General features: G+C 37.7%; 14 protein-coding genes. 4 read left to right on the top strand and 10 right to left on the bottom strand.

The genetic code is table 11. The annotated features are described in order from the left end of the window. Positions 1–210: 210 nt before the first annotated feature. The 5 genes from MKY09_RS02745 to MKY09_RS02725 all read right to left on the bottom strand — a co-directional run bounded on the left by MKY09_RS02745 (position 211) and on the right by MKY09_RS02725 (position 4,838). A complete protein-coding gene (locus MKY09_RS02745) occupies positions 211–1,212 on the bottom strand; it encodes an SPFH domain-containing protein (RefSeq protein WP_342567520.1) in 1,002 nt (333 codons plus the stop codon). Between the two features lie 37 nt (positions 1,213–1,249). Next, complete coding sequence (locus MKY09_RS02740; RefSeq protein ID WP_342567519.1) at positions 1,250–2,026, bottom strand: TPM domain-containing protein; 777 nt, start codon at positions 2,024–2,026, stop codon at positions 1,250–1,252. Continuing rightward, positions 2,020–3,048 (bottom strand): TFIIB-type zinc ribbon-containing protein, encoded by a 1,029-nt coding sequence (locus MKY09_RS02735; RefSeq protein WP_342567518.1) that lies wholly within the window; start codon positions 3,046–3,048, stop codon positions 2,020–2,022. Before MKY09_RS02735 ends, MKY09_RS02740 begins: the two co-directional genes overlap by 7 nt. Positions 3,049–3,125: 77 nt before the next feature. Then, complete coding sequence (locus MKY09_RS02730) at positions 3,126–3,845, bottom strand: PspA/IM30 family protein (RefSeq protein WP_298473700.1); 720 nt, start codon at positions 3,843–3,845, stop codon at positions 3,126–3,128. 234 nt (positions 3,846–4,079) lie between these two features. Continuing rightward, complete coding sequence (locus tag MKY09_RS02725; protein WP_169360857.1) at positions 4,080–4,838, bottom strand: glucose 1-dehydrogenase; 759 nt, start codon at positions 4,836–4,838, stop codon at positions 4,080–4,082. A 152-nt stretch (positions 4,839–4,990) separates the two neighbouring features. Here MKY09_RS02725 and MKY09_RS02720 point away from each other — a divergent pair, with 152 nt between their 5' ends. After that, complete coding sequence (locus MKY09_RS02720) at positions 4,991–5,581, top strand: TetR/AcrR family transcriptional regulator (RefSeq protein WP_169360856.1); 591 nt, start codon at positions 4,991–4,993, stop codon at positions 5,579–5,581. A 120-nt stretch (positions 5,582–5,701) separates the two neighbouring features. On the opposite strand, the gene MKY09_RS02715 is transcribed toward MKY09_RS02720, so the two are convergent. Beyond that, on the bottom strand, positions 5,702–7,000 hold the full coding sequence (locus tag MKY09_RS02715; RefSeq protein WP_342567517.1) for an arsenic transporter: 1,299 nt from the start codon (positions 6,998–7,000) through the stop codon (positions 5,702–5,704). A 262-nt stretch (positions 7,001–7,262) separates the two neighbouring features. Between MKY09_RS02715 and MKY09_RS02710 the strand changes: the two genes are divergently transcribed. Then, positions 7,263–8,099 (top strand): phosphotransferase, encoded by an 837-nt coding sequence (locus MKY09_RS02710; protein WP_298473691.1) that lies wholly within the window; start codon positions 7,263–7,265, stop codon positions 8,097–8,099. 53 nt (positions 8,100–8,152) lie between these two features. Here the strand turns inward: MKY09_RS02710 and MKY09_RS02705 are convergent, their stop codons facing one another. From MKY09_RS02705 to MKY09_RS02690, 4 genes are all read right to left on the bottom strand, one after another. Further along, complete coding sequence (locus MKY09_RS02705) at positions 8,153–9,460, bottom strand: DUF4179 domain-containing protein (RefSeq protein WP_298473689.1); 1,308 nt, start codon at positions 9,458–9,460, stop codon at positions 8,153–8,155. Then, a complete protein-coding gene (locus MKY09_RS02700) occupies positions 9,453–9,971 on the bottom strand; it encodes a sigma-70 family RNA polymerase sigma factor (RefSeq protein WP_298473686.1) in 519 nt (172 codons plus the stop codon). The genes MKY09_RS02705 and MKY09_RS02700 overlap by 8 nt, the downstream gene beginning before the upstream one ends. A 198-nt stretch (positions 9,972–10,169) precedes the next feature. Beyond that, positions 10,170–10,736, bottom strand: coding sequence for an NADPH-dependent FMN reductase (locus MKY09_RS02695; protein ID WP_169360854.1), 567 nt, complete (start codon positions 10,734–10,736; stop codon positions 10,170–10,172). A 206-nt stretch (positions 10,737–10,942) separates the two neighbouring features. Further along, positions 10,943–11,698 carry an oxidoreductase gene (locus MKY09_RS02690; RefSeq protein WP_342567516.1) on the bottom strand — a complete coding sequence of 252 codons (756 nt, stop codon included), beginning with the start codon at positions 11,696–11,698 and terminating at the stop codon, positions 10,943–10,945. Positions 11,699–11,808: 110 nt separating this feature from the next. Here MKY09_RS02690 and MKY09_RS02685 point away from each other — a divergent pair, with 110 nt between their 5' ends. Both MKY09_RS02685 and MKY09_RS02680 read left to right on the top strand, forming a co-directional pair. Next, the gene (locus tag MKY09_RS02685) at positions 11,809–12,813 is read left to right on the top strand and encodes a hypothetical protein (RefSeq protein ID WP_342567515.1); all 1,005 of its coding nucleotides are present in this window, start codon (positions 11,809–11,811) and stop codon (positions 12,811–12,813) included. A 47-nt stretch (positions 12,814–12,860) separates the two neighbouring features. Continuing rightward, positions 12,861–13,043, top strand: coding sequence for an SE1832 family protein (locus MKY09_RS02680; RefSeq protein WP_169360851.1), 183 nt, complete (start codon positions 12,861–12,863; stop codon positions 13,041–13,043). Positions 13,044–13,116 lie beyond the last annotated feature (73 nt).

The raw sequence follows: 13,116 nt of genomic DNA, 5'->3' as shown, positions 1-13,116 counted from the left end.
CATCCTTTCGTAAATCCCTATGAATAATATAGCATAGGTTTTCGTTAGATTCAGTTAGCAGCGCAAGATATGATCACACTTTACTCTTACGTTACTTAGTTTTATCATCGTTCGCACAGATTTATCACCGCTTAGCTTAACCTGACCCACAATAAAGGGATAATCCACCCGAACAGGTTGTGATTATCCCTTGTTTACATATTTATTGGATTAAACTAGCTTTTGTCCACAGTTCGGACAGAAGTTGGCACCAGTTGTTTTTTGTCCGCAGTTTGGACAGAAGTTTGGCATTTGACCATTGCTTGAGTTTCCACTGCTCGATTGGTTATTTTGTGATGAAGACTGGCTTTGACCTTGGCTCGGGTTACTTTGGTTCATGTTTTTCATCATTTCATTTGCCATGTTCATACCCATCATCATTCCTGCCATGTCTGAAGCCGTGCCTGATCCAGAAAGCTTTCCAGAGGCCATTGCATCTGTAACAGAAACCTGCTGATATTTAGAGAGATCTCCAATCATGCCATGAGAAGCATTTTTGGTAATCATATCTTGAATCTCCTTAGGATAATTGAAGCTCATAATATGGAAGCCAGTGATTTTCATCCCCATATCCATGATTTGCATGTCTAAATCGTCTTTAATACCGCTAGCTATATCTGAGGCATTAGCCTGAAGGTTGAACATATCCTTGCCTTCTTTGCTAATCCATTTCATTAATAGCTGATCTAAAACAGAGGTAATACGAATTTTAATGTCCTCTACTAGATAGCTTGTGCGAACACCAGCAATCTTGTCGATTAGGGCCATGTAGTCATTTACTTTAAAGTTGAATGTTCCGTTCGCTCGAATAGGCATTCCACCTGGCATCTGAGGCGTTGGAATATTAATTGGATTCTGTGTTCCCCATTTTACAGTAAATTCCTTCGTATTGACGAAAAGAACCTCCACGCGCATCCCACTATTAAATCCAAATCTAAACCCTTTTAATGTAGAAAGAAACGGTATGATTTGAGACTCAATATCATATTCGCCGTCGTCCTCGAAGACTCCTTCGATGCGTCCACCATTGAAAAACACAGCGTCCTGACCAGGTCGAATGATTAGCTTACTCCCTTTCTTAATTTCTTCATTGCTCCACTTCCAAAAAATCATATCTTCTCTGAATTCTCGCCATTCCACCACATCTGAAAATTGGTTTCTAAAAAAAGACATATCCTCATTCCCTTCATGATTAAGTAAGCTTTAACTGTTAAAATTTCCCGCTACTTCCGCTAAATGATCTACCACCACTTGTAACTCCGCCACCACTGCTTCCTCCACCATTATTATTGTTCGTAGGCTTCTTTACTTTGGAAACCGTTTGATTGACGAAGACATCACGCTTACTGTTTATTCTTGAATTATTTTCTTCAAAGTAGGTTCTACTATTTACTGTTACCCTACCTCCCGAGTTAAATGCCATCATACCAACAATTATACCGCCAAGAGCTAGAGAAGCTCCAAGCTGGAACCACCATTTGAAAAGGATACTTTCAGGATTTACACCAGGATTATATTCCATATATTTATCCGCGGTAAGGATAAAATCACTAAATGCTTCGTAATAGTTTCCCACTGATAGGGAAGGAGTTATTTTATCTCTGAGTAGATCCATTCTTTGATCATCAAGGTATTCCTTAGCTTTATCGAAGCCCCTTAATACAACATCTCTGCTGGCCATATCTATGCCTACAATGGCAGCACTGCCATTGTGCTTTCCGTAGCCAATTCCTGTTCGATCTGCAAAGTCTTCTACGTAAGTATCTAGACCCTTATCATCTGCTCCATCAGTTGTAAGGAATACAAAATCTGTTTCGTTTTTCTCGCTATATTCGGATGACAGTTTCTCTAGTGCTTCTATCTCGCTAGCAGATAATAGCCCTGCCTCATCAAAAACGCGTTGCTTTGTGTCGGCTGCTTCGGTTAGTCCTATAGGAAGCAATAAAAGGAATAGTGCAATGAATAAAATAGAATACTTTTTCACCATAGAACACCACCAACTGCAAAGGAAATGCCCTTCAGTATAATAAAGGACGCGGCAGCTATACCACTAAACCAGCCAGCAACCTTGCCCATACTAAGCGGTGGCTTTCCTACTACTTTTCCTGTCTGGCCATTCATAGCAAAAATATGCTCTTTATTGCCAAAATCATAATAAACCATCCAAACTGGTAAAAGGACATAGTGTGCCGTTTTCTTATTTGTATTAATTTGTTTATTTTTATATTGAACGGAGAAGTAACCAGCAACTGAAGAGATAATATAACTGTCTATGTATGGCTGCACCTTCGTTTTGACTCTAGAGAATAGTTCCTGGTCTGTATAATTGTATTTTTCCGCAATATAGCCTGCTAAATAAGGAGTTTTAAAATCCTTTAAATTGCTGTAATCATACGGCTCCAGCTTATCCATTAGCTCATCGTCCAGCTTTTCAGATGCATCAACAGGTACCTTTACATACCTAAGATCTAAATCTCGATATACATCATAGAACTTAGTTTCCGTATAAATATAGTCACCTCTTGTATAGGTTCTCACCTTTGTACCAACTGCATCGACTTTTGCCTTTGTATCTAAATCATACAGCCAAAAGGGCACATAGATCCCGGTGATTCCTTTTACTCTGTCCGCAGTCATAAATCCAGCAGGTGTTAGCCGACCGTTCTTACACCATTTACGAAATGCTTCCATCGCCTGTTCCTTATTAATGGTAAAGGGAATAACCTTAGCAGGAGCAAGATCACCGGACAATCTGTCCCCTAATACTACAGCCGCTCCACAAAAACTGCAGCTAGTGGCTGTCGTATCTGCCTCCGTGATAATAACAGCTCCACAGTTGTTGCAATTGTATTGCTTTGCTTCGTCCTCCTCAAATGTCGTCGTAATATATTCATCTGAGAAGTCCTCTATGTTATCCTTTCTACCACAGCTATTACAGGACAACATACCTGAAGTGCTGTCAAATTCCATATCAGATCCACAGTTTGGACATTTATAATGGATAACCATCTTTTCGCTCCTCGCCTTTTCGTACTATTTTTTAAATAGGCTGCAGCGTATGCCACAGCCTATTTATTATGTCTACTCTATTCTTCTTTCGTTTGTAGCTGTTCCTTTAAAGCTGCCAGCTCATCATCTACGTTTAATTGAGCCTTCAGTGCAGAAAGTTCGTTTTCCACATTTGAATCTGTATCATACTTAGAAGCAAGATCCTCAATGTTTTCACCTGTGCCTTTGTTTAGCTCAGCCATTGCATTTGCTTCATCTAGCTCCTGGTTTATTCTAGCTTCCATTTTATCAAATGCAGACATTGAACGAGTTGCCCCTCCTACGGAAGTTGCAAATTCGTTGACCCTCTTCTGAGTCTTGGCTACAGAAGCTTTTCCTTTAAGAATGGATCTTCTAGATTCCAGTTCTCCAATATCCTCTACTAGCTTATCGTGCATTTGTCTCATTTGAACCGTATTCGCGGAGGCTAATTCTTTTGCCGTTTTTAAATCGGTTTCCTTCGCCGTGCATTCTGCCTTTTTGCTCAGGAATTTCCTTGCATCCTCTTCATTACCTGCTTCTAATGCCTTTATTGCATACTTTTGCATATTTGCGATATCTTTTTGACACTCCTCTAGCTCGCGTGTCGCACGTTTTTCAGCAGCCATAATTGTTGCTGTTTCAGATTTTACTTTACCAAGATCTCTATTTAGGTCGCGTAAGTATTGGTCAATCATTTTTTCTGGATCCTCTGCCTTATCCAATAAAGCATTGATGTTACTCGACATAATGTCACGGAATCTTCTTAAAATTTCCATTATGCACTCTCCCTTATCGTTTTATATTATAGTTTAACAATTGGATATAACTCCTACAACTGTAAGGGATTTCTGTTCTTATCACCATTTTAAATTGGAGCTATTTTAAGCTACCTTACCTATGAGTTATATCTTTTATACGAGAAAATGCAACCAAAGGTTTCATCCTATTTACAAATATAAAAAACCACTGAAGTTAAAAGTAACTTCAGTGGTTGAGAATTTTTTTACCTATTAGTAAGTAGTCCAACCGCCATCAGCTGTTACTACTACACCATTGATGAAGCTAGCATCTTCAGAGCCTAAGAAGATAGCAAGTTTTGCGATTTCTTCAGGTTGTCCAGCACGTGGGTTTAATGGCATACCTAGCTGTTGTTTTCCAGCTCCGTATGGGCTCACGTTGTTCATAGTGGAAGAGATATTTGTTATTACTGCACCTGGTGCAATTCCGTTACAACGGATTCCTTTGTCAGCAAACATGAATGCTGTGTTTTTAGTTAAACCAACAACTGCATGCTTAGAAGCTGTATAAGCTGCCCCAGCACGTCCTCCATAAAGACCACCAGCAGAAATGTTGTTAACAATTACACCGCTTCCTTGTTTTAAGAAAAGGTCAGTTGCAATACGCATTGTTTTCATTGTTGCTGTAGTATTCACTGCAAATACCATATCCCAGCGTGCATCTGAAATTTCATTTACTGGCTCCATGCCATCCATAATTCCAGCGTTATTTACAAGGATATCTAGCTTGCCATACGTTTTAACCGTTTCATCAAATAAACGAGTAAGATCGTCATCCTTAGTTACATTTGTGTCAATTGCAAATGCAGTTCCACCATTAGCTATGATTGCTTCTGCAACCGCTTTCGCACCTTCTAAATTCATGTCCGATACGACAACTTTTGCACCTTCTGCTGCATAGCCTTCTGCGATTGCTTTACCCATACCGGATGCTGCTCCAGTTACGATAGCTACTTTGTCTTGTAATTTCATGATTTTTTCCTCCTTTAAGGATATTTTATTGTACACCTGTTCATTTAAAATTATACTTAATCTAACTACTTTTCACAAACAACACAAAATCTAAAAATGTACATTATAGGACGAAATCCAAAAATATGTTTATTATCATTTGGAGGAAAATAATGAAAACTGATTTACGGATTATAAAAACACAAGAAAGCCTGCGAAATGCACTTCTAATACTACTTAAAACTAAACCGTTAGAATCCATTAATATTGCTGAGCTTTGTCGGTGTGCCAAAATTAATAGAGGCACCTTTTACCTTCACTATCAAAATGTACATGGTGTTTTTGAAAGCTATTTCGAGGAAATCATAGACGATTTAAGAAAGTCTTACGAAGAGCCATATCATCAAACTGACTTTAATATACAAAATTTAAAATCCGATATGATTATTATCTTTCATCACGTAAAAAGGTATGAAGGGTTTTACCAAATCATTTTTGATGAAGCCAATCCCGTTAAGTACTATTACAAGTTATTTCACGCGATCCGAAAAATGATGAAGGAAATGACGATGAATTCCATCGACTACCTTCCAGATGAAAAAATGGAGTATTTTGTTAGCTACCAAACCAACGCCATTATGGGTATTTTAGTGGAATGGCATAGCAATCAATTTGCTACCTCTCCTGACGAGCTAAACGAGTATCTCTACTCTTTTTCCAATTCACTCAACTGGTTCCCGAATAAGCAAGGGGATGCAAACTAAATCATGCATGGGCTAAGAATTAGGAAAACTCGTTAAGCGGTGATAAATTCTGATCAACGGTGATAAGCCTCGCAACACTCCATACAAAAAAACGTCTGAGCGATAAACTCAGACGTTTTTTTATAAAATAATGAGTAGCCAAATATAGAGACCTACCAGCGTTATAAAAAGGGTTGGTACAGTAAGAACGATTCCTACTTTAAAGTAGGTGCCCCAGGAAACTTTTACTCCTTTTCTAGAGAGCACATGCAGCCATATCAATGTGGCAAGCGACCCAATTGGAGTAATTTTTGGTCCAAGATCAGAGCCTATAACGTTAGCATAAATAAGAGCTTCACGCATAATTCCAGTTGTGGATGTTTCCGCAATGGCTAACGCATCAATCATGACTGTCGGAAGGTTATTCATTACTGAAGAAAGTATAGCAGCTATAAAGCCCATCGATATTGTTCCAACAAAAAGACCCTGGTCTGCTGCTGACTGTATCACATCCGCTAAAATCGACGTCATCCCGACGTTTTGTAGTCCGTAGACAACAACGTACATTCCAATTGAAAAGAAAACAATATTCCAAGGTGCTCCCTTAATAATTTTACCGGTTTCAATTGAAGGGCTTCTTCTAGCCATAATTAAGAAGAAAATCGAAATAACTCCCACTACAAAGGAAACAGGTACTCCAATAAATTCGCTAGAGAAGTAGCCTATCAGTAAGATCGCTAATACATACCAGGATAGCTTGAACATTTTCACATCTTTTACTGCTTCCATCGGACTCTTCAAATCAGCGGTGTCATAATTTTTGGGAATACTTTTTCGGAAGAATAAATAAAGCACGAGGATACTAGCTACCAATGAAAATAAGTTAGGCACAATCATTCTGGATGCATACTCTACAAATCCAATTCCGAAAAAGTCAGCAGATACAATGTTGACTAGATTACTTATGACAAATGGAAGTGACGTAGTATCTGCGATAAATCCGCTCGCCATGATAAACGGAAAAACCATTTTTTCATTGAAGTTCAAGTTGCGTACCATCGCTAGAACAATTGGAGTTAAAATTAGTGCAGCTCCGTCATTGGCAAACAAAGCGGAAACTACCGCACCTAAAACAGTTACAAATATAAACATACGGACTCCATTACCTTTTGCAGCTCTCGCTACATGGAGTGCAGACCATTCAAAGAATCCTATTTCATCTAAGATTAAAGAAATGATGATGATTCCTATAAAGGCAAGAGTCGCATTCCATACGATACTTGTCACATCGAGTACATCCTGTAAATCAACTACTCCAACTAGAAGGGCTACTACCGCCCCCCCGCATGCAGACCAGCCGATGGACAAATTTCTAGGCTGTAAAATAACTAATGCGAGAGTGATAATAAAAATGATAATTGCTAATACAGTTGAAACCATAAAAACCCTCCACTACGAACGAATCAAATAATATTACTATAATCGGTTGAGTGGATATAGTAAATAGGTGTTTGCTAAAGTTAAATTAAAATTTAGAGCAAGAATGAGAATGTTTATAAAATATATCTCACTTGTAAATAAGACTCTGCTAAAGGAAAGCTGATTAACCACATTGGATATTTATTTAATTTAAATATAGGGCTATAAACAACTGGGATTTGTATGTGCTTTAGAGAAAGTCATATGGAGGAGGAATATAAAGATGGCAAACCATGAGAACGAAGAAATTCTAACAGGAGGAAACGTCACGAATGTTTATCGTTCGGGAGATAGTGTTCGTAGAGAATTAAAGCCTTATAGCCATAAAATTCACAAGTTATTAAAGCATTTAGAGAACAAAGGTTACAGTTATGCACCAAAGTTTTTAGGAATCGATGAAAAAGGAAGAGAAATATTATCTTTTATAGAAGGTGAAGCTGGCAACTATCCTTTAAAAGAATACATGTGGTCTAATGACGTTTTAGAGGAAATAGCGAAGATGCTCCGACTTTATCACGATTGTGTGAATGACTTTTCAATTGAAGAAGGTTGGAGTTCAATAGATAATACCCCAAAGCCATTTGAAGTAATCTGCCATAATGATTTTGCAATCTACAACATTATATTTAATCGCAAGAGACCAGTAGGCATTATTGATTTTGATGTAGCTGCTCCTGGTCCAAAATTGTGGGATATAGCCTATACTCTTTATACTTGCGTCCCTCTAAGTAGAGTATATCATTCTGAAACAGGTGAAGCTGTTGCTTATAACTCCTTACAGCATGCCAGCCGTATAAAACAAAGAGTTAAATTGTTTTTTGAATCCTACGGTGGAGAGTTAGATGAGGGATATTTGGAGATGGTATTGCTACGGTTAGAAGGTTTGTGTAAAACCATTCAAAGAAAAGCCAATGAAGGTGACATTGCTTTTCAAAAGATGATAGATGAAGGCCATGTTGAGCATTATCAAAACGATATAACATTTATTCGTGAACATGGACATGAGTGGGCTCAAGGAGAGCTTTGGGATGAGTTAAAAATTCCTTTCCAAAATGAATAGACAGAAAAAATGAGCCTGGAACAAATTCTCCAAGCTCATTTGACTATTGTTTTTCATTTTATCTGAATCGATGCGGAGCCCTTTAAATAATTTGGATAAGCATAAAACGGCAGCTTTATTGGGTTGATCATATTCCCTTCTAGCTGAATTTCGGCATATTGGTATTCTTCGTAATGCCAACTTGATTGAGAAGTTATATCTACTATGTCTCCATTAGCGTTCTCTCCCTGTGAGAACAATGAATAAGTATGTTTTTCTTTCATCGGTTTATATCTCAGCTCCAAACCTTCCGATACAATTTTCGTAACTTCTATTTTTTCAAAAGATGGCTGATTTAAAACTTCCTTTTTATCAAAATCAATCAATAGGTAGCTTTCCTCTTTCGGCAGTACCTGCACCTTATCAAACTTTAAATATAGCTCCTTTGGCTCCTTAAAATAGTTACTTTGCAGAAAATAAGTCTTCTCTATATCTTCAACTCCGCCAAAGCCGGTGGCACCATTTCTTATAGAGCTCCATTCTTCTCCTTTTTCATCCTCCAGTCGTAAGTCCTCAAATTGAAGAAATAACATATCGTTGCCTTCGTCAAAGCGCATCGTAAGAGCTACTCGAAGTGGGTAAACTTTTATTTCTTTTATGAAGACTCTCTGCCTATCTATCACTACTTCCTTATTTACCTCATATACTTTACCGCTCATTAAATCATTTTTAATCGTAAATGGAACTTCAAAGTTTGTATTGTTTCCTCCTTCTTCTATATCAAAATTAATTGTAAAATTTTTTGTATCAAATTTCTCTATCTCACTAAAGGTAAAACTAAATTTGTCTACTTTTCGATTATCTTCTTTTTGATTGGGAGAATTGTAACTTATTGAACCGGTTAGTTCTTTATCACCATTAAATAACTTTATATCGGTATATTCTATATTTTCTATCGACCTGGATGCCTCGAGCGTATAAAAAATCTCCGCTCCAGTCTCGTCTATAATTACTCCATCTAACGTGAAAGTAATATGATCCTTCGTCTGACTAATACCAACTGGCTCATAGTATTGGTTTTCGATGATTGCTTCAAGACCTTTATCAAACTCAGGCTGAAGTACATGAACAAATCGTTCTAGTCCTGGGATTGATGCTACTGCACTTGCAAAGGCAGGTGAAACACGTATAGAAGTCACAAATGAAATCATCAGTATTGCTGCCACTGCAAGCGCCCAAATCGTTTGTTTCTGTTTACGCTTTTTTGCCTTTGCTTTTCGCAGACCATCTAGAATGGCATTATCTATTGATTCATCAGGGATAGTAATCTCCTCTAACCGTTTCTTCGATTTGTTTATCATCTCTTCCTCTCGCTCATACATGATCGGTCCCTCCTTTCTCCGTCAGAAAATCCCTTAATGATTTAAGTGCTTTATGGAGCCTCGATTTTACAGTACCTTCAGGTATACTTTCTATTTCAGCAATTTCTTTAATCTTAGAGTCTTGATAGTATTTCATATAAATGAGCTGCTGTTCCTTCTCTGACAAGGTCGAGATTGCTTCCTCTATGTCTAAGTAGGAGCTATTCTCGTCATACCTTTGCTCCTGAAGAAAATCGCTAGACAGGAATCGTTTGTTTTTCTTTAACTGTGTTTGGCAGTAATTAATCATGATTCGGACCAGCCAGGTTTTTATATAGTTTGGTTCCTTTACGGTATGTATTTTTTGATAGGCTCGAAACGTGACTTCCTGCATTGCCTCTATCGCATCATGCTCGTTTTTTAAAAAAGCATATGCTGTACGATAAAGAGCAGCCTTATGCTTCTGCATTAATTGCAAAAAAGCCTGCTCATCTCTTTGTATCGCTTTCTTTGCAATTTCTAACTCCTCCACATGGACACCCCTTTTTAGCTTTCTTCTATACATTAGACACACGAACACAGAAAAAGTTCATCGAAAACATTATTTTTTTCTGAAAATTAGCTGAGTAGGTAAATGAAAATGAGCATAAAAAAAGACTATAAACAACTTTGAAAGATTGTTTACAGTCTAGGGTCTGTCTTCCCCATTACTAGAGCATAGGGAAAGCAATTAATTTATTCGAATCGTTGCCTCTTTTGTTAGGCTGTTGCTCATATCTGCATATAAAACAAATACGCGAGCAAGTTCCTTTAATCGAGCATGGACATCCTTATCAATGATTTTGTTGTTTTCATCAAAGTGACTAGTTTGCGTGTACACGTAGTTTGGAGTAACTAAGCATTTAAAATAATCTAGAATAGGCTTCAACTGGTTTTCTACCACTAGATGATGCTGGAATGTACCTCCGTTAGCTACGATGGAAACCGGCTTGTAACGCATAGATTTTGGATGCAAGAAGTCGAAGGTATTTTTTAATACGCCTGGAATAGATCCTTGAAAAATAGGCGTCGCAAAAATAAACCCGTCTGCTTGATCAAATTTACTAACCAATAGCTTCATGTCATCGTTATATTGTTGAAATGGTCGCCCGTCCACAAATTGATGCTCATAATTAGAAAGCTTGATGATTTCCAATGTATAGTCTTTATTGATTTCTTCTATATATTCTTTCACTTGTTCTAATAATACACCTGTTTTTGTTCCGATAATTGTTCCGTCTACCAATAGAATTTTCACCTTAACAGAACCTCCTTTTTCCGTTCTTATTATATCAAAAAAATAGCTCCATTTTAGTAGAAAAGTTCCTGTTTGATGAAGTTCATCCTTTTGACTGAAATAGCTCCCTTCTGGGCTACACCCAGTTTTATCCCTGTAAATACGGGATTACCTAGTTTAATGCAGTATATGCACTTCTTGCATGAACGACAATAGCATCTTTCTTACTAATCCTTTTTTTCCTTATCAACAAAAATACCTTCTCTTTTCTCCCAATTAAAAAGGTCTTCTCTAGAAATAGGCTGTTCTTCCTTCACTTCGATTTGTTTAGCATTTAAAATATCTATGTTTTGATAAATATTCACCTTATTCCTCTGACCATGAAGGGCGTAATGATACATAGCAAAGGCAAGCTGGTGTCCTTCGACTGCCCTCATCTTTTTAAAGGGACCTGTCAGCACTGGGTTTAACACTTTAAATAAACCTTCGGATAGACGTTCACCTAATCTGAATTCCTCTCTCCCACCGATTATTAGAGATGGCTTAAAAATGGAGAGACTCGGCATATTTAGTGCTATTAACTCTTCCTCTAGTTTGCCCTTTACCTGACTATAGAAAAAAGGAGACTTTTTGTTTGATCCGACCGCAGAAATTACATGAAAATTAGGTACACCTCTCTTTTTTGCTAGGGAAGCAATTTGTAGAGGGTACTCAAAATCCACTTTTTGAAAATTTTCTTTCGACTTAGCTTTTTTTATCGTAGTCCCTAAACAACAAAACAAGTCATCTGCAATTTCTAGATCCTTTTCCTCCAGTTGCTCAAAATCCTTTACCCTTACGTCAAGCTTTGGATGATTAAAATCAGGTTTCCTTCTAGCAATAATTGAAATTGCTGTATATTCATCACTCTCACAGAGCTGCTTTACTAAAAATTGACCTGTAAAGCCCGTCGCTCCAACTACTATAGCTGTTCTTTTAGTCACTTTTATACCTCCTCTTAAATGTAGTCATCACTTTCCTAGCCAAATTGTCATATCCCCCTGCCCGTCCCCATACAATAGAAGGAATATGTCTGAAAGGAAGATGATGAAATTTGAAACTTGCTTATTTATTAAACACGCTGCCTCATCGTGGATTGTATCCTGCCGATCGTGCAAATAGCCTTCTTTCTGCAATGGAGATGAAGGAAAACAAAGTTTTTGTTCCTTCTACTAATACAAGCCTCATTTACTACTTAGAAAAAAAGCAGATTAAACCTTTCTTGTATAAAACAAATGCTCAATTAGTAGCAGAGATGGACTCCTTCCAGCCGGATTGTATCATTCACGATAGTGGTAATTCTGAGAAAGACCTCATTAAAAGATTAAAAAAGGATAACCGATGCCTGGTTCATTTTGATGATCATGGAGATGGCGGATTACTTGCTGATATTGTCTTTCAAGCACTCTATGAAACTCCTAAAGAAATTTCCAAGGAGAATTATGTATATGGGCCAACTGGCTACATTCCCGTACACAAGATCGTTTATAAAAATAATAACATGCCGGACTTACCTCCGCATATAGTGGTCGCTTTTCCACATGAGGATCCCGAAAACTTAACGTACCGAACACTTCGGCATCTAGTACAGCTCCATATTCCATTGCGCATCAGTGTACTTGTAAATGATCAATATAAGCATGATGTAACGGAGCTAAAACGTTTCGCTCTCACAAGGAAATCTATCGGCATTATTAAAACGAATGAACCGGAAATTTATATTCCATTAAGCGATATCGTGATTAGCTCGGGATCCTATGTGCCTTATTTAGTTTCACAATTCCAGGTACCATGTATTGTCCTATGTGCGCATGAGGAAGAGGTTAACTACGGTTTTCCTACTGAGAAGCATGGTTTTACAAATCTGGGACTCGGAAGAAAGATAAAACAATCCTACTTGCAAAATGCAATAATGGAAATCATTCTCCACGAGAATCGCAAAAATGCCTACAAATATAAACAAAAGCAACTAGATTTTAGCAATCACCTTACAGATGTAGTGGAACTCATAGAACAATTGATAGTCTCCAAAAAAGAGGAAGAAGAAATTGCGCATTAAGTTAATTTTTGTGCTACAATGGAGCAAAAAGCTGAAGGTGAACATTCATGACAAAACAACAGCTGCAGACACAAATCGCTGAGTTAAAAATGGACTATATTCGATTACAAGGTGACATGGAAAAGCTTGAATCAAATGGACATCCTACTCAAGTCGAGAATGCTGAGCGTAGACTAGCACAAATGGAAGAAGACCTTGCTAAACTAAACAAACAGCTCGCTGAACTGTAAAACGTATTTTTTCTGTTTGCAGACAGGACATAGTTAACAGATGGACGCCTATCCCCTGGAAAGGCTGAAGCAT

The sequence above is a fragment of the Psychrobacillus sp. FSL K6-4046 genome, assembly GCF_038624605.1.
Taxonomy (GTDB): domain Bacteria; phylum Bacillota; class Bacilli; order Bacillales_A; family Planococcaceae; genus Psychrobacillus.
This window is presented reverse-complemented; position numbering and strand designations above follow the sequence as displayed.